Below are 16214 nucleotides of genomic sequence, written 5' to 3'. Positions count from 1 at the left end.
TTATTCCGCTGCCGCGCGCTCGCTGGCGCGCAGGGCCAAGAAACGTTCGGCTTCGAGAGCTGCCATGCAGCCGAGGCCGGCGGCCGTGACGGCCTGGCGATAGGTCTCGTCGGCGACGTCGCCGGCGGCGAACAGGCCGGGCACCGATGTCGCGGTCGAGTTCGGGGCGACCTCGACATAGCCCGACGGTTTGAGCTTGATCTGGTCTTTGACGAGCTCGGTCGCCGGTGCGTGGCCGATGGCGATGAAGATGCCGTCAGTCTTCACGTCCGTCAGCGCGCCGGTCTTGACGTTCTTGAGGCGGACATGGGTGACCTTGTTGGGGTTCTCGGTGCCGCAGATCTCGTCAACGGCGCTGTCCCAGATCACCTTGATCTTCGGGTGCTTGAACAGGCGCTCCTGCAGGATGCGCTCGGCGCGGAAATGGTCGCGGCGATGCACGATGGTGACCTGCGAGGCATGGTTGGTGAGGTACAGGGCTTCCTCGACCGCGGTATTGCCGCCGCCGACCACCACGACCTCCTTGTTGCGGTAGAAGAAGCCGTCGCAGGTGGCGCAGGCCGATACGCCGCCGCCCTGGAACTTTACTTCGGACGGCAACCCGAGCCAGCGCGCCTGCGCGCCGGTGGCGAGGATCACAGAGTCAGCGAGATAGACATCGCCCGAGTCGCAGGTGAGGCGGAACGGCCGATGCGAAGTTTCCAGCTTGATGACCAGGTCCGTGACGATCTTGGTGCCGACATGGACCGCCTGCTTCTCCATCTGCTCCATCAGCCAGGGGCCCTGGATCACATCGGCGAAGCCGGGATAGTTCTCGACGTCGGTGGTGATGGTGAGCTGGCCGCCCGGCTGGATGCCTTGGATCAGGATCGGCTCGAGCATCGCGCGCGCGGCGTAGATCGCCGCCGTGTAACCGGCGGGGCCGGAGCCGATAATGACGACCTTTGCATGAACAGGAGCGGACATTTCGATGGACGCCTTTCACGGGGGATTTGCAGCGCGGGCGCGGAACATGCCGGGAGGCGTCGCGGAGGCGCTGAAATATCAGAGCTAATCTAAGCGTTCTGGTGAGCTATGCAAGAATTGCATTCCCTCTCGGCGGATTTTTCCAACAAGGAACAAAAGTCGATTGCGGTGCACGCGCAATAAAATTGCGCTAGTCGTGCGGACTGGGCTATGAGGATTGCGGCAAACCCACCAATCAAGCCGTAAAGGCCAGGAGTTCCAATCAAGTGTCGCGGAACCTAGACGACATCGACCTGAAAATTCTCTCCGAGATTCAGGCCGACGGTCGAATCACGAATGTTGAGCTGGCCAAGCGGGTCGGCATCTCGCCGCCGCCCTGCCTGCGCCGCGTCCGGGCGCTGGAGGAGGAGGGCTACATCCACGGCTATCGTGGCCTGCTCGATGCCCGCAAGCTCGGCTTCGACGTCACGGTCTTCGCCGCCGTGCACCTGTCCAGCCAGGCCGAGGCGGATTTGCGCGCCTTCGAGGAGTTCGTCCGCGCCGAGCCCCTGGTGCGGGAATGCTGGATGTTGTCGGGCGAGGTCGATTTCATCCTCAAATGCGTCGCCCCCGACATGGCGACCTTCCAGGATTTCGTCACCCATCTGACCGCCGCGCCCCACGTGCGGAACGTGCGAACGTCATTGGTGCTGCATAATTCGAAGTATGAGGCGGCCGTGCCGCTGGACGTGAAGGGGCGGAGGTAGCCGCTCTAGAGTCCTGCCAATCCCGTCATCCTGAGGCGCCGAGGCATCGGGCGCAACGCGCCCGATGGGGGGCCCGAAGGATGCGCGGCCAAGATGCAGCAGCGCGCGGCAACAGTTGGGCCGTCGCCCTTCGAGGCTCGCCGAAGAGGCGAGCACCTCAGGGTGACGGGAATGGAATTAGGTTCGCTGCATCAACACCGTCATTGCGAGGAGGAGCTCTTGCGACGAAGCAATCCAGAGTCTTTCCCGGCGGCAGCCTGGATTGCTTCGCTGCGCTCGCAATGACGGGCGGAGAGAGTTCGTTTCTCCACTCACGCAAGCGATGCGCTAAAGACACCCCTAAACAAAAAGGCCGCGCATCGCGCGGCCTTTTGAAACATCTCAGTGCAGCGGCAAATCCTTACCGCCATTCCACCTTGGTAATTTCATACGCCTTGGCGCCGCCGGGTGCGTTGACCTCGACGGTCGAACCTTTCTTCTTGCCGATCAGCGCGCGGGCGAGCGGCGAGGTGATGGAGATGCGGCCCTTCTTGGCGTCGGCCTCGACCTCGCCGACGATCTGCCACACCGTCTTCTTCTCGGTGTCCTCGTCGACCAAGGTCACGGTGGCGCCGAACTTGATGGTGTCGCCGGACAGTTTCGAGATGTCGATGATGTCTGCGCGCGCGAGCTTGTCCTCGAGCTCTGCGATGCGGCCTTCATTATGGGACTGCTCTTCCTTCGCGGCATGATATTCCGCGTTCTCCGACAGGTCTCCGTGCGAGCGCGCCTCCGCGATGTGCTCGATGATGCGCGGACGGTCCTCGGACTGGCGCTTCTTCAATTCTTCCCCGAGCGCGGCAAAGCCGCTCGCTGTCATCGGAACCTTTTCCATCTCTTCTCTCGTTCTTCGGTTACGCGCCCCCACAACAGCGGGCGCGGAAACCTTGATTCGTCGGTATTCCCGGCGCTGAACACGCGGCCACCGGAACGTTATGTGGGCTGGCGCCGGAACAGAACAACCACCATGGCCGGACAGTTCCTCCGGCCATTGTGGCTTCATTGCCAATCACTTAGCGGAGGCCTAACCCTTAAGGCTCGGCCTCCCGCTCGCGATCAGGTTTCCGAAAAGTAGCTCTGCAGGGTACGAACCTCAAGGTCCCCGCCGAGATAGGCGCGGATGCCCTGCGCGGCCGCCACGGCCCCGGAAAGAGTGGTGTAATACGGCACTTTATGCAAGAGGGCCGCGCGCCGCAGCGAACGGCTGTCGGCGAGCGCCTGCGGGCCTTCAGTGGTATTGAAGACGAGCTGGACGTCGCCATTGGTGATGGCGTCGACGATGTGCGGCCGACCCTCCAGCACCTTGTTCACCTTCTCGGTCGGGATGCCCTGATCGGTCAGGAAGCGCTGGGTGCCCGAGGTCGCCAGCACTTTGAAGCCGAGCGAATGCAGTTCGCGCACCGCATCGGCGATGCGCGTCTTGTCGCTCTCGCGCACCGAGACGAACACCGTGCCCTTGCGCGGTACTCGCGTGCCGCCGCCGAGTTGGCTCTTGGCGAAGGCGACCTCGAAATTGCGGTCGATGCCCATGACCTCGCCGGTCGAGCGCATCTCGGGGCCGAGCACCGTGTCGACGCCGGGGAAGCGCGCGAACGGGAATACCGATTCCTTGACGCCGACGTGCTTGAGCTTTGCCTTCTTCAGCTTGAAATCGGCAAGCTTCTCGCCGGCCATGATGCGCGCGGCGATCTTCGCGACCGGCGTGCCGACCACCTTGGCGACGAACGGCACGGTGCGCGAGGCACGCGGATTGACCTCGAGCACGTAGATCTCGCCGTCCTTGACGGCGTATTGCACGTTCATCAGGCCGACGACGTCGAGGCCGAGCGCGAGCTCGCGGGTCTGCCGCTCCAGCTCCTCGATCATCTCAGGCTCGAGCGAATGCGCCGGCAGCGAGCAGGCGCTGTCGCCGGAATGGATGCCGGCTTCCTCGATGTGCTCCATGATGCCGACAATGAAGGTGTCCTTGCCGTCGCAGAGGCAGTCGACGTCGATCTCGGTTGCGTCCGAGAGATAACGATCGAACAGCAGCGGGTTCTTGCCGAGCACGGTGTTGATCTGCCCGGTCTTGTCGTTCGGATAGCGCGCCTTGACGTCGGCCGGCACCAGCTCCGGCAGCGTGCCGAGCAGATAGTCGTTGAGCTGGTTCTCCTCGCGGATGATCTGCATCGCACGGCCGCCGAGCACGTAGGACGGGCGCACCACCAGCGGCAGGCCGAGATCGGCAGAGACGAGCCTTGCCTGCTCGACCGAATAGGCGATGCCGTTCTTGGGCTGCTTGAGACGCAGCTTGTCGAGCACGCGCTTGAAGCGGTCGCGGTCCTCGGCAAGATCGATGGCGTCAGGCGAGGTGCCGAGGATCGGCACTTCGGCGGCTTCCAGCGCGCGCGCGAGCTTCAGCGGCGTCTGGCCGCCGAACTGCACGATCACGCCGTGCAGCGTGCCGTTGCTGCGCTCCTTGGCGATGATCTCCAGCACGTCCTCGGCAGTGAGCGGCTCGAAATACAGCCGGTCGGCGGTGTCGTAATCGGTCGACACGGTTTCCGGATTGCAGTTGACCATGATGGATTCATAGCCGGCATCATGCAGCGCGAAGCAGGCGTGACAGCAGCAATAGTCGAATTCGATGCCCTGGCCGATGCGGTTCGGTCCGCCGCCGAGAATGATGACCTTCTTCTTGTCGGACGGCGTGCTCTCGTCCGCCGGTGCGCCCGCGAACAGCGCCTCATAGGTCGAATACATATAGGCGGTCGGCGAGGCGAATTCGGCCGCGCAGGTGTCGATGCGCTTGTACACCGGACGAACGCCGAGCGCGTGGCGCTTCGCGGTGACCTCGGCTTCCGTCGTCTCGGCGAGCACCGCGAGCCGCGCATCGGAGAAGCCCATGGCCTTGAGCGTGCGCATGCCGAAGGCATTGCCCGGCAGGCCGTTCTTGCGGACCTTCTCCTCCATGTCGACGATGCCGCGCATCTCGCTGAGGAACCACGGATCGATCTTGCAGGAGTTGAAGATTTCCTCGTTCGACCAGCCGAGCCGCATCGCCTGGGCGACCTGGAGCAGCCGGTTCGGCGTCGGCGTGCCGAGCGCGGCGCGGATCGCATTCTTGTCGTCGTCGCGGCCGAGACCTTCGATCTCGATCTCGTCGAGGCCGGTGAGGCCAGTCTCGAGCCCGCGCAGCGCCTTCTGCAGGCTTTCCTGGAAGGTGCGGCCGATCGCCATGACTTCGCCGACCGACTTCATCGACGTCGTCAGCGTGGTGGAGGCGCCGGGGAATTTCTCGAAGGCGAAGCGCGGCACCTTGGTGACGACGTAGTCGATGGTTGGCTCGAACGAGGCCGGCGTGGCGCCGCCGGTGATGTCGTTGGCGATCTCGTCGAGCGTGTAGCCGACCGCGAGCTTGGCCGCGACCTTCGCGATCGGGAAGCCGGTGGCCTTCGAAGCCAGAGCGGACGAGCGCGACACGCGCGGGTTCATCTCGATGACGACCATGCGGCCGTCCTCGGGGTTGACGCCGAACTGCACGTTGGAGCCGCCGGTCTCCACCCCGATCTCGCGCAGCACCGCCAGCGAGGCGTCGCGCATGATCTGGTATTCCTTGTCGGTCAGCGTCAGCGCCGGCGCCACCGTGATGGAATCGCCGGTGTGCACGCCCATCGGATCGAGGTTCTCGATCGAGCAGACGATGATGCAATTGTCCTTCTTGTCGCGCACCACCTCCATCTCGTACTCTTTCCAGCCGAGCACGGATTCTTCGATCAGCACTTCGTTGGTCGGAGACGCATCCAGGCCGCGCTCGATGATGTCGAGGAACTCTTCCTTGTTGTAGGCAATGCCGCCACCGGTGCCGCCCATGGTGAAGGAGGGGCGGATGATCGCGGGCAGGCCGATCTCGGACAGCGCCATCATGGCCTGGCCGAAGGCGTATTCCTGGTAGCGCTTGCGGCGCTCGCTCTCGCCGAGAGTCCACTGCCGCTCATGCTCTTCGAGCGCGGCGCCGGAGAGTTTTTCGCGCTCGGCCTGATATTTGTCGCGGAACGATTTCTTCAGCGCCGAGGCGTTGGCGAGCCGCGACTTCGGCGTCTCGAGCCCGATCTTGGTCATGGCCTCGCGGAACAGCTGGCGGTCTTCCGCCTTGTCGATCGCATCCGCGGTCGCGCCGATCATTTCGACGTCGAACTTGTCGAGCGTGCCCTGGCGGCGCAGCGACAGCGCGCAGTTCAGCGCGGTCTGTCCGCCCATGGTCGGCAGCAGCGCGAAGCCGCCGGGGATGACGTGACGTTCCTTCTCGATGATCTTGGCGACGATCTCGGGCGTGATCGGCTCGATATAGGTCGCATCGGCCAATTCCGGGTCGGTCATGATGGTGGCCGGGTTGGAATTGACGAGGACGATGCGATAGCCCTCTTCCTTCAGCGTCTTCACCGCCTGGGTGCCCGAATAGTCGAACTCGCAGGCCTGGCCGATCACGATGGGACCGGCGCCGATGATCAGGATGGTGGTGATGTCTGTACGTTTGGGCATCAACTCTCGCCGGACTGGAATTTAGGCACAAAAAAAGGGCGCGCTCCTGCGCGTCCCTTTGGCCGAAGCGCGATCAGCAAAAGTGGCCACCGGTTTTGCGTCCGATCGCGCTTCTACCTCTTATAAGAGGCGCATGATCTTGACGCCAAACCGCCTACACTTTGGCGGATCATGCGCGCGCGCGGTGGTCTCCCTCGCGCGCGGGTGCGTCTTAGACCAGATTCCGGAGCGGCGAAACCCCGAAAAACGCCCATCAACCGGCAATTTTGACGGGTTTTGGCCTGGCCTGCCAGCCACGGGCGAGATGCACCAGAAGTGAGGCCGCAACGCTCGTTCCGCCGATCCAGCCGAGGTCGGTCGGCGAGAGGGTGGCCAGCACCGCCCCGCCCAATGCCCCGCCGATGGCGAAGCCGAGATACATGGCGGAGGCGTTGAGCGAGAGCGCGATCATCGAGGCCTGCGGCTCGATCCGGATGATGCTGGCGACCTGGGCCGGGTAGAATGCCCAGCCCGAGATGCCCCAGAGGAAGATCGCGCCCAGCACCGCATAGTGCGCCTGGCCCGGCATCAGCTTCAGGACCACCGAGTGCAGGATCAGCGCTGCTGCCATGCCGGCGAGCCCGAGGCCCACGGTGGCGAGCGTACCGAGCCGGTCGGCAAGTAAGCCGCCGAACATGTTCCCGATCGCGGCCGCGCCGCCAAACACCAGCAACGCAAGGCTGATTTGCTGCGCATCGAAGCCGAGGCCGCGCAGCGGAATCGCGAAGTAGGTGAAGACGGTGAAGCCCCCGAGCGCCCATAGGATCGTGATCACAAGCGCGACCAGGACATTGCTGTGACGCGCCACGGCCAGCCGTTCGCCGAGCGAGGCGGTGTTGCGCGGCAGGCCGCGGGGCAGGCCGAGCAGCAGCCCGGCAAGCGCGACGGTGCCGATCAGGGCGACCATGGCAAAGGTCGCGCGCCAGCCGAGCAGGCTGCCGACGAGATTGCCGAGGGGAACGCCAATGACGGTCGCGACCGTCAGGCCCGACGTGACCAGCGCCACCGCTCGGCCGCGCCGTTCCGGCGAGGCGACCGCCACGGACACTGCGAGCGCCGTCGGCATGCAAAGCCCGGAGCCCAGCGCCATCAGCATCCGCGAGGCCAGCAGCAGGGCGTAGCTGGAAGCCACCATCGCGGCGAGATTTCCGGCGATGAAGGTCGCCAGTGCCAGGGCCAGCACGGTGCGGCGGTCGATATTGTTCAGCGCGACGGCCAGGATCGGCGAGCCCACGGCATAGGTGAGGGCGTAGGCCGTGACCAATTGGCCGGCGGCGGAGACCGAAATCTGTAGATCGGCGGCGATGCCGGGCAAAAGGCCTGCGATTACAAAGCCTTCGGTGCCGATCGCAAAGGCCGCCAGGGCCAGCCAGAATACGCTCATTGGACGAGATCCCTATGTTCAACGTTTATTGAACTATTGGGCGTGGTGGTTTGTAAGTCAATTGGTTCAAGAACTATTGAACATTGTGGCCGCTTCGCTATGATTCCCGGATCATGAGCCGCACACCTCTCCACCCGACCTCCGAGCAGATCGAGCTGCCGATGGTGCTGGATTGCCTGAGCGATCCGATCCGGCTCGCCATCGTCTACCAGCTTGCCCAGCAGGAAGGTGTCAGCAGCGAGCTCTGCTGCGGCGACTTCAACGGGCTCGCGGGCAAGTCCAACCTCGCCTATCACTTCGCCAAGCTGCGCGAATGCGGCCTGATGCAGACGCGCGTGGCCGGCACCAACCGCTTCATGCGGCTGCGCCGCGAGGATCTGGACGCGCGTTTTCCCGGCCTGCTCGATGCGGTGATCAAATCCGCGGCCAGGGATGCCGAGCGGCTTCAGTTGCTGCCGGAGGGTGAAGTGGTTGCGGCAGATTGAGGTTGGGGCGGGCAGTCCGTCTTCGCTTCCGCTGCGCTCCAGCTACGCCGGACATGCTTCGACCCTGCGGATGGCTGCACCACGCCCGGCTTCGCCCTTCGGGCATGGCCGCGGCAGCCTTCGCCACGAAAAGGCTTGCCGAGCCGAAGCTGCGTAAGCAGCGAAGGCTGGAGACCCGGCCTGGATTTGAACCAGGATGTAGAGCGTTGCACCGCCCTCGCGTAGACGCTTCCGCCACCGGGCCGAGGCGATCATTACCGATTGCAGTGCGACAAGCTACAACGGCTAATTGTTATGCTTAACGAACCAGAGGCGGCCGCGCGATGAAGGTCATGCGCCAGCGATTGTGGCCGATATTGGTGTTGGCGCGCTGGACCGCGAACCCGGCCGCTCTCAGCTTGGCGGTAATTTCCTCCTCGCTGTAGCGCTGGAGCCCGATACGCGTGCGCAGATGACGGTAGTCGGACAGCGCGGTGCTAATCAGCCCGATCAGCGCGTCTTTCAGAAAACCGTGGCGCAGGCCAAAGCCGAGCAGCGCCATGACGTCCCTGAACATCCCGACGTTGGGCTGGAGGATGTCCCCCAGCACCAGCTTGCCGGAGGGCTTCAGGATACGGCGGATGGTGAGGAGCGCGGCATCGAGCTCGTCCGGCGCCATGTATTGCGCGACCGAGTTCATCACGACGAGGTCGATCGACTGGTCCTGCATCTTGCGGACATCGTCGAGCGAGCGGACACGGATCTTGGTGTTCGGGGCAAACCGCGCGATCAGCCGGCCGCGCACGCCCGGCGCGGGCTCGGCGAGGATCAGCTTGCCGCAGCTAGCGGCCACCTGGGTCGCCGAGAGCGCCTCGCCGCAGGCATAGTCCAGCACCGTCGCGTCCGGCGAGGGGATATAGCCGATGATGTCCCGCGCGATGATCTGGAAGTGCAAGTCGCGATGCAGCTTGCTGACATAGATCGTATGCGTCGAGTCGTAATAATCGATCCAATCGTCCATGGTATTCGATGGTCCCGGCCAAACGGTTCCCGTCAAGGAACCGGCGCTGCCCGCCTTGCGTTAGGGGTGCGACGGCGCGCCGTCAATGTCCGCGTCCTAACAGGAAGGCTTCCCGTGAGCAAAACCAACAACAAGGTCTCGCCCGATCTCGATACCCCCACCGACCTGTCGCCCGACGGGGTCAAGAAGGTTTCGGAGGCGCTCAACGTACTTCTGGCCGACGCCTTCGCGCTGTATCTGAAGACCAAGAATTTTCACTGGCACATCAGCGGCCGGCATTTCCGCGACTATCATCTGCTGCTCGACGAGCAGTCCGACCAGATCTTCGCCACCACCGACCAGCTCGCCGAGCGCGTCCGCAAGATCGGCGGCACCACGCTGAAGTCGATCGGCCAGGTCGCAAAGCTCCAGACCATCAAGGACAACAACGAGGACTACGTCCCGCCGCGCGAGATGCTGCGCGAGCTGATGCAGGACAACAAGCACGTCGCGGCTGCGATGCGCAAAGCGCACGAGGTCTGCGACGACGCCGGCGATGTCGCCAGCGCCAGCATTTTGGAAGTGTTCATCGACGAGACCGAGCGCCGGACGTGGTTCCTGTTCGAGGCCACGCGGCAGGAGGGTGGCAACGAGGCGTAGGGCACGGTGTCGTAGGGTGGGCAAAGGCGCGCTCTTGCCCGCCGTGCCCACTATCTTTCCTTTCGGCTTGAATAGATTGGTGGGCTCGCTTCGCTTTGCCCACCTACGGCGCCGCCGTTGTGGCTACCGCCACAGCCGCATTAACGCCCCATCCGTGCCCGTCACGGGATCGGCCGGCGGCATCGCGACGTTCGGAATCGTCTTCAACGCTTTCGCGTGGTTCTCGGGCGTTGCGCGCGTGATCTCCATCTCTGCCCCGGGCGGATAGGCGCCGATCACGCAAAAATCCTCGCTCGCCCTGATGCGTTGATGGCCGGTGCCGGCCGGCAGGATCGCGACATCACCCGCCTTGATCTCGAGCTCCTGACCATGGTCGCCGCCGAAGCGGACGCGGGCACTGCCGCGCGCAACGCCGAGCACCTCATGCACCGTCGCGTGGTAATGCAGATAATCGTAGACGCCGTTCCGCCACGTCCCGCCCCAGCCATTCGCTTCGAACAGGTTCTCAATGGTCTCTTCCGGCCGCTCCGGGTCGAGCTTCACCGCAGCCTGGTAGACCAGGAACGGAAGGATGTTGTTCGGCACGAGCCCGTCATCCTCGAACACGATGGCGAGCGGCTGGGCGTTGTCGCGGACGACGGACATGGCGGGACTCCGGCTGCAAAGACAGCGGGACAACATTCTATCGGGTGGAGGCGTTCCTCAACAGGTCACCTGTCCCGGACGCGCTGCAGCGTGCAACGCCGCGGCGCAGAGCCGGGACCCCAGAGCCGCGAGGCCCAGTCAGCGGGGCATGAGAGCGCGCGTCTTACGCGCTCTTCTTCTGCCGCATCAGATCCGCAAAACGCTGGAACAGGTAGTGTGAGTCGCGCGGGCCTGGTGAGGCCTCGGGGTGGTACTGCACCGAGAACACCGGCTTGCCGTCGAGCTGGATGCCGCAATTGGAGCCGTCGAACAGCGAGATGTGGGTCTGCGTCGCGCCCTTCGGCAGCGTGGTCTCGTCCACCGCAAAGCCGTGGTTCATCGAGGTGATCTCGACCTTGCCGGTGGTCTCGTCCTTCACGGGGTGGTTGGCGCCGTGATGGCCCTGATGCATCTTCTTCGTCTTGGCGCCGACGGCGAGGCCGAGCATCTGGTGGCCGAGGCAAATGCCGAAGGTCGGCGTGCCGGACTTGATGACGTCCCGGATCACAGGCACGGCATATTTGCCGGTCGCGGCCGGATCGCCCGGACCGTTGGACAGGAACACGCCGTCCGGCTTCATCGCCAGAATGTCTTCGGACGAAGTCGTCGCCGGCACCACCGTCACCTTGCAGCCGACGCCGGCGAGCAGGCGCAGGATGTTGCGCTTGATGCCGTAGTCGATGGCGACGACGTTGAACTCCACCTTGTCCTGGCGGCCAAAGCCCTTGTCCCACAGCCACGGCGTCTCGTCCCAGGTGAAGCGCTGGCCGCTTGTGACCATCGGCACGAGGTCCATGCCCTCGAGGCCCGGCCATTCGCGCGCCTCTTCCTTGAGGCCATGCAGGTCGAACTCGCCGTTCCTGGCGTGCGCGATCACGGCATTGGGCATGCCCTTTGAGCGGATCAGCGCGGTCAGTGCGCGGGTGTCGATGCCGGAGAGGCCGATGATGCCGCGCGCCTTCAGCCACTGGTCGAGATGCTTGGTGGCTCGATAGTTCGAGGGATCGGTGATCGCGGTGCGCAGGATCACGCCGCGGGCGCCAGGTGTGGCGGCCATGTTCACCGTCTCGATGTCTTCCTCGTTGGTACCGACATTGCCGATATGCGGGAAGGTGAAGGTGATGAGCTGCCCGGCATAGGAGGGATCGGTGAGGATCTCCTCATAGCCGGTCATCGCGGTGTTGAAGCAGACTTCACCGACGGCGTGGCCTTCGGCGCCGAGACCGAAGCCTTCGAGCACCGTGCCGTCGGCAAGCACCAGGAGCGCGGTCGGTTTATGGTCCGGCCAAGCGGGATCGTTGTCATGTTGTGTCATGAGCGCGTTTCATAAGCCTGTCGGACGCCCCCGTCAAAGCGCAGATGCACCGATTCACATGCGTTTTTGCATATTTGACAGCCCGTCTCGGGCTCCTAAGCTTGGCCGCACAATTTCCGGCAAATTCCTGGGCTTGCGAGGCAATAATGGACCAGACCACCCCGATTCTGTTGGTTCCGGGGCTGGCCTCCTCGGCCCGGATCTATGCCCCGGTCATCCCGGCGCTGTGGCGTTTCGGCCCGGTCATGGTTGCCAACCATATCCGCGACGACAGCATGGCGGCGATCGCCGCCCGCATGCTGAGCGAGGCCCCGCCGCGCTTCGCGCTCGCGGGCCATTCCATGGGCGGCTACATCGCGTTCGAGATCATGCGCCAGGCGCCCGAACGGGTGTCAAAGCTCGCGCTGATCAATACCCAGGCGCGGCCCGATACGCCGGAGGCGACCGCACGCCGGCGCGGCCTGATGGAGCGCGCCCGGCACGGCGAGCTCCGCGAGGAGAGTTTTCCGGAGCTGGTGCATCCGTCGCGGCGCGATGATGCCGATATTCTCAAGCTGGTGCATGCACAGGACGAGGATGTCGGTGTCGAGGGCTATCTGCGGCAGCAGTCCGCGATCATCGCACGGGTGGATTCACGCCCGACGCTCGCAGCCATCAAATGCCCGACGCTTGTGTTGACTGGCGATGCCGATAACACCATCCCGAACGCGCTCTCCAGGGAGATGGCCGAGGGCATCGCCGGCGCAAGGCTCAAAGTCCTCGATCGCTGCGGGCACTTGCCGCAAGCCGAGCAGCCCGAAGCGACAGTGCGGGCCCTGACCGAATGGCTCGGAACCGAGGTTGTCTAGGGGCCGCGAACGGCCTAGATCAGGCGTCAGATATTCGAAGGGATCACGATCATGTTGCGCGACGACATCAACAATGCGGTCAAGGAGGCCATGAAGGCCAAGGACGAGCGCAAGCTGTCCACGCTGCGCATGGTCAACTCGACCATCAAGAACGCCGACATCGACGCTCGCGGCAACGGCAAGCCGCCGCTGTCGGACGCCGACTTGCTCGGTGTGCTGCAGAAGATGATCAAGCAGCGCCAGGAGGCGGTCGAGCTCTACGACAAGGGCGGCCGCGCCGAGCTCGCGGCCCAGGAGCGCGAGGAGATCGCAGTGATCTCGGCGTATCTGCCGAAGCAGATGGCCGACGACGAGGTGAAGAAGGCGATCGCGGATGCGATCGGCGAGACCGGTGCCGCCGGCATGAAGGACATGGGCAAGGTGATCGCCGTGCTGCGCGCGAAGTATGCCGGGCAGATGGATTTCGGCAAGGCGAGCGGCCTCGTGAAGGCCGCGCTGTCGGGCTAGCTGCTTACCCTCCCCTGGACGGGGAGGGTCGATCGCGCGAAGCCTAGCGGGGTGGGGTGATCTCTCCACTCGGGCAGCGCTTCCGCGGAAAGACTGTCACCCCACCTCGGTTCGCATGCCGCTTCGCTTCATGCGAACCGATCCTCCCCCTCCGGGGAGGATCGGTACCTTTGACGTGGCTGCGATCCGGTCTACTCTCTCGACAAGAAAAATCGGGAGGCACGATGACCGGCGCCATCAAACCGTTCCGTATCGCCATCAGCGACGACATTCTCTCCGATCTCAAGTCGCGTCTCACCCGCACGCGCTGGCCGGAGGCGGAGCTGGTCGACGACTGGAGCCAGGGCGCACCGCTGAAGTGGATCCGGGAGGTCTGCGCCTATTGGGCGAGCGAATACGATTGGAGAGCGCGCGAGGCAAAGCTGAACCGCTTCGATCAGTTCACCACCGAGATCGACGGGCTCGACATTCATTTTCTGCATGTGCGCTCGAAAGAACCAAACGCGCTGCCGCTGATCATCACCCATGGCTGGCCGGGCTCGATCGTCGAATTCCAGAAGGTGATCGCGCCGCTCACCGATCCCGTCGCGCATGGCGGCAATCCTGCGGACGCGTTTCACGTGATCTGTCCTTCGCTGCCCGGCTTCGGCTTCTCCGCCAAGCCGAAGGCGACCGGATGGGGCGTCGACCGCATCGCCGTGACCTGGGCGCAGCTGATGGAGCGGCTGGGCTATGCGCGCTATGGCGCGCAAGGCGGCGATTGGGGGTCGGCGGTGACGGCCTCGCTCGGCGCACAGGATGCCGCGCACTGCGCCGGCATTCACATCACGCTCTCCTTCAACTCGCCGCCGCGCATGGAGGGCGAGCCGACTCCGGAGGAGAAGCGGGCACTCGCCGGCCTCAAGCATTACGTCGATTTCGACTCCGGCTACTCTAAGCAGCAATCGACGCGCCCGCAGACGCTCGGCTATGGCCTCACGGATTCGCCGAGCGGGCAGGCGGCCTGGATTTTGGAAAAATTCTGGGCCTGGACCGATTGCAACGGCCATCCCGAAAACATCTTCACCCGCGACGAGTTGCTCGACAACGTCATGCTCTATTGGGTGACGGAGACGGCGACTTCCTCGGCGCGGCTCTACTGGGAAAGTTTTGGCAAGCGCCGCACCACGCCTGTCGTCAAGGCGCCGACCGGCGTCGCCGCGTTCCCCAAGGAAATCATCACGCCGGTGCGGAGCTGGATGGAACCGAACTTTCACAACATCACGCATTGGAGCGAGATGGAGAAGGGTGGCCATTTCGCCGCCTTCGAGCAGCCGGAGCTGTTCGTGCGCGATGTCAGGAAATTCTTCCGGACGATGCGGTAACTCTCTAGACTGGGCAACAACGACGAGACCCCGGGAAGACGACCAAGCCCATGCTCACCGAAGCCAAGACCTACGACGAGCTCGTCCGCAACTTCCGCTGGGACATCCCGGCGCGCTTCAACATGGCGGAAGCATGCTGCGATCGGCATGCCGACGGCTCCGGCCGGCTCGCGCTTGTTTACGTCGACGAGAACGGCGCCACCACGCGCACCTCCTTCGACGAGGTCGCGGACATGTCGCGCCGCTTTGCCAACGTGCTGAAGGCCGATGGGCTTTCGCGCGGCGACCGCGTCGCGGTGTTCCTGTCGCAGTCGCTGGAGCTGCCGATCGCGCATATGGCGGCGTTCCGCTCCGGCCTGGTCTCGATCCCGCTGTTCGCCCTGTTCGGCGAGGACGCGCTGGAATTCCGCCTGTCGAATTCACAGGCGAAGGCAATCGTCACTGATGAGGCGGGCTGGGAGAAGCTCACGAAGATCCGCGAGCGGCTGCCCTATTTGCAGGACATCTACATCACCAGCGGCGCCGTCCACGCCGGCGCAAAGCCATTCTGGCCGGCGATCGAAACCGCGTCCGAGGACTTCGCGACCGTCGACACCGCCGCCGATGATCCCGCGCTGATCATCTACACCTCGGGCACGACGGGAAATCCAAAAGGCGCGCTGCATGCGCACCGCGTCGTGCTCGGTCATCTCCCCAACGTCGAGATGTGTCACAATTTCCTGCCGCGTCCAGGCGATCTCATGTGGACGCCGGCGGACTGGGCCTGGATCGGCGGACTCGTCAACGGCCTGCTCGCATTCTGGTATCACGGCATCCCCCTGGTCGGGCATCGCGCGCGCAAATTCGAGCCGCAGGCGGCGATGCAGATGATGGCCGATCTCGGCGTCCGCAACGTCTTCCTGCCGCCAACAGCGCTGAAGCTGATGCGGCAGGCGGGCGTCAAGCACGCGGGCGTCAAGCTCCGCAGCATCTTCACCGGCGGCGAGTCCCTTGGCGGCGAGCTGCTGGGTTGGGTGCGCGAGACCTTCGGCATCGACGCCCATGAGGTGTTCGGCCAGACCGAGTGCAATCTCGTGATCGGCAGCAACTCCAACCTGTTTCCGATCCGCCCCGGCGCGATGGGCAAGGCGACGCCGGGCTTCGACGTCCGCATCGTCAACGCCAAGGGCGAGGAATTGCCGCGCGGCCAGCGCGGCATCATCGGCGTGCGCCAGCCGTGCCCCGTCACCATGCTCGAATATTGGCGCAATCCGGAGGCGACGGCGAAGAAATATGCCGGCGAATTCCTGCTCACCGGCGATCTCGGCGCGCAGGACGAGGATGGCTATTTCTGGTATGTCAGCCGCGAGGACGACGTCATCACCACCGCCGGCTATCGCGTCGGCCCGTCCGAGATCGAGCACACGCTGATGAAGCATCCCTCGGTGGCAATGGCCGCGGTGGTCGGCATCCCCGATCCGATCCGCACCGAATCGATCAAGGCCTGGATCGTGCTGCGTCCGGGCTTTACCGGCACTGACGCGCTGGCGCGCGAGATCCAGGACTTCGTCAAGGTGCAGCTTGCCGCGCACGAATATCCGCGCTTCGTCGAATTCGCCGAGACGCTGCCGATGACGGCGACCGGCAAGGTGCTGCGGCGCGAGCTGCGGGCCAAGGGCTGACTTCTTAACAGGGCTG

The 16214-nt window shown here is 64.4% G+C and carries 14 protein-coding genes and 1 tRNA gene; 7 read left to right on the top strand and 8 right to left on the bottom strand.

Going from position 1 to position 16214, the window contains the following annotated elements:
• On the bottom strand, window positions 1–966 hold the full coding sequence (gene trxB, locus A3AS_RS0114285; RefSeq protein ID WP_018318258.1) for a thioredoxin-disulfide reductase: 966 nt from the start codon (window positions 964–966) through the stop codon (window positions 1–3).
• A 266-nt stretch (window positions 967–1232) separates the two neighbouring features.
• Here trxB and A3AS_RS0114280 point away from each other — a divergent pair, with 266 nt between their 5' ends.
• Window positions 1233–1712 carry an Lrp/AsnC family transcriptional regulator gene (locus tag A3AS_RS0114280; protein WP_026201989.1) on the top strand — a complete coding sequence of 160 codons (480 nt, stop codon included), beginning with the start codon at window positions 1233–1235 and terminating at the stop codon, window positions 1710–1712.
• Between the two features lie 400 nt (window positions 1713–2112).
• On the opposite strand, the gene greA is transcribed toward A3AS_RS0114280, so the two are convergent.
• From greA to A3AS_RS0114265, 3 genes are all read right to left on the bottom strand, one after another.
• Window positions 2113–2586 carry a transcription elongation factor GreA gene (gene greA / locus A3AS_RS0114275; RefSeq protein WP_018318257.1) on the bottom strand — a complete coding sequence of 158 codons (474 nt, stop codon included), beginning with the start codon at window positions 2584–2586 and terminating at the stop codon, window positions 2113–2115.
• A gap of 221 nt (window positions 2587–2807) precedes the next feature.
• Window positions 2808–6272, bottom strand: coding sequence for a carbamoyl-phosphate synthase large subunit (gene carB / locus A3AS_RS0114270; RefSeq protein ID WP_018318256.1), 3465 nt, complete (start codon window positions 6270–6272; stop codon window positions 2808–2810).
• Window positions 6273–6525: 253 nt separating this feature from the next.
• Window positions 6526–7695 carry an MFS transporter gene (locus tag A3AS_RS0114265; RefSeq protein WP_018318255.1) on the bottom strand — a complete coding sequence of 390 codons (1170 nt, stop codon included), beginning with the start codon at window positions 7693–7695 and terminating at the stop codon, window positions 6526–6528.
• Between the two features lie 113 nt (window positions 7696–7808).
• On the opposite strand from A3AS_RS0114265, the gene A3AS_RS0114260 reads away from it, so the two are divergent.
• Window positions 7809–8180: a helix-turn-helix transcriptional regulator gene (locus tag A3AS_RS0114260; RefSeq protein ID WP_026201988.1), complete on the top strand. Its 372-nt coding sequence runs from the start codon at window positions 7809–7811 to the stop codon at window positions 8178–8180.
• Between the two features lie 168 nt (window positions 8181–8348).
• Here A3AS_RS0114260 and A3AS_RS47210 read toward each other — a convergent pair.
• Both A3AS_RS47210 and A3AS_RS0114255 read right to left on the bottom strand, forming a co-directional pair.
• Window positions 8349–8424, bottom strand: a tRNA-OTHER gene (locus tag A3AS_RS47210).
• Between the two features lie 54 nt (window positions 8425–8478).
• Window positions 8479–9180 (bottom strand): class I SAM-dependent methyltransferase, encoded by a 702-nt coding sequence (locus A3AS_RS0114255; protein ID WP_018318253.1) that lies wholly within the window; start codon window positions 9178–9180, stop codon window positions 8479–8481.
• Between the two features lie 114 nt (window positions 9181–9294).
• Here A3AS_RS0114255 and A3AS_RS0114250 point away from each other — a divergent pair, with 114 nt between their 5' ends.
• Entirely contained in the window at window positions 9295–9819 is a 525-nt protein-coding gene (locus A3AS_RS0114250; RefSeq protein ID WP_018318252.1) for a Dps family protein, read from the top strand.
• A 123-nt stretch (window positions 9820–9942) separates the two neighbouring features.
• On the opposite strand, the gene A3AS_RS0114245 is transcribed toward A3AS_RS0114250, so the two are convergent.
• Both A3AS_RS0114245 and carA read right to left on the bottom strand, forming a co-directional pair.
• Entirely contained in the window at window positions 9943–10464 is a 522-nt protein-coding gene (locus A3AS_RS0114245) for a hypothetical protein (protein WP_018318251.1), read from the bottom strand.
• A 163-nt stretch (window positions 10465–10627) separates the two neighbouring features.
• The gene (gene carA / locus A3AS_RS0114240) at window positions 10628–11818 is read right to left on the bottom strand and encodes a glutamine-hydrolyzing carbamoyl-phosphate synthase small subunit (RefSeq protein WP_018318250.1); all 1191 of its coding nucleotides are present in this window, start codon (window positions 11816–11818) and stop codon (window positions 10628–10630) included.
• Between the two features lie 146 nt (window positions 11819–11964).
• Between carA and A3AS_RS0114235 the strand changes: the two genes are divergently transcribed.
• From A3AS_RS0114235 to A3AS_RS0114220, 4 genes are all read left to right on the top strand, one after another.
• Window positions 11965–12666, top strand: a complete 702-nt coding sequence (locus A3AS_RS0114235; protein ID WP_026201987.1) for an alpha/beta fold hydrolase — start codon at window positions 11965–11967, stop codon at window positions 12664–12666.
• Between the two features lie 51 nt (window positions 12667–12717).
• Window positions 12718–13173 (top strand): GatB/YqeY domain-containing protein, encoded by a 456-nt coding sequence (locus A3AS_RS0114230; protein WP_018318249.1) that lies wholly within the window; start codon window positions 12718–12720, stop codon window positions 13171–13173.
• A 224-nt stretch (window positions 13174–13397) separates the two neighbouring features.
• On the top strand, window positions 13398–14537 hold the full coding sequence (locus A3AS_RS0114225; RefSeq protein WP_018318248.1) for an epoxide hydrolase family protein: 1140 nt from the start codon (window positions 13398–13400) through the stop codon (window positions 14535–14537).
• A 50-nt stretch (window positions 14538–14587) separates the two neighbouring features.
• Window positions 14588–16198 (top strand): acyl-CoA synthetase, encoded by a 1611-nt coding sequence (locus A3AS_RS0114220; RefSeq protein ID WP_018318247.1) that lies wholly within the window; start codon window positions 14588–14590, stop codon window positions 16196–16198.
• Window positions 16199–16214: the final 16 nt, after the last annotated feature.

Origin of the sequence: Bradyrhizobium sp. WSM2793 (assembly GCF_000379585.1) — a bacterium.
GTDB lineage: Bacteria > Pseudomonadota > Alphaproteobacteria > Rhizobiales > Xanthobacteraceae > Bradyrhizobium.
Note: the sequence above shows the minus strand (reverse complement) of the source record. Positions and strands in the feature narration are given on the sequence as shown.

Bases quoted from the DNA above. Each gene is read 5' to 3' on its own strand.
- carA (WP_018318250.1), bottom strand. From the start codon at position 11,818: ATGACACAACATGACAACGATCCCGCTTGGCCGGACCATAAACCGACC.
- A3AS_RS0114265 (WP_018318255.1), bottom strand. From the start codon at position 7,695: ATGAGCGTATTCTGGCTGGCCCTGGCGGCCTTTGCGATCGGCACCGAA.
- trxB (WP_018318258.1), bottom strand. From the start codon at position 966: ATGTCCGCTCCTGTTCATGCAAAGGTCGTCATTATCGGCTCCGGCCCC.
- A3AS_RS0114225 (WP_018318248.1), top strand. From the start codon at position 13,398: ATGACCGGCGCCATCAAACCGTTCCGTATCGCCATCAGCGACGACATT.
- A3AS_RS0114260 (WP_026201988.1), top strand. From the start codon at position 7,809: ATGAGCCGCACACCTCTCCACCCGACCTCCGAGCAGATCGAGCTGCCG.
- A3AS_RS0114220 (WP_018318247.1), top strand. From the start codon at position 14,588: ATGCTCACCGAAGCCAAGACCTACGACGAGCTCGTCCGCAACTTCCGC.
- A3AS_RS0114245 (WP_018318251.1), bottom strand. From the start codon at position 10,464: ATGTCCGTCGTCCGCGACAACGCCCAGCCGCTCGCCATCGTGTTCGAG.
- A3AS_RS0114255 (WP_018318253.1), bottom strand. From the start codon at position 9,180: ATGGACGATTGGATCGATTATTACGACTCGACGCATACGATCTATGTC.
- A3AS_RS0114230 (WP_018318249.1), top strand. From the start codon at position 12,718: ATGTTGCGCGACGACATCAACAATGCGGTCAAGGAGGCCATGAAGGCC.
- A3AS_RS0114235 (WP_026201987.1), top strand. From the start codon at position 11,965: ATGGACCAGACCACCCCGATTCTGTTGGTTCCGGGGCTGGCCTCCTCG.
- carB (WP_018318256.1), bottom strand. From the start codon at position 6,272: ATGCCCAAACGTACAGACATCACCACCATCCTGATCATCGGCGCCGGT.
- greA (WP_018318257.1), bottom strand. From the start codon at position 2,586: ATGGAAAAGGTTCCGATGACAGCGAGCGGCTTTGCCGCGCTCGGGGAA.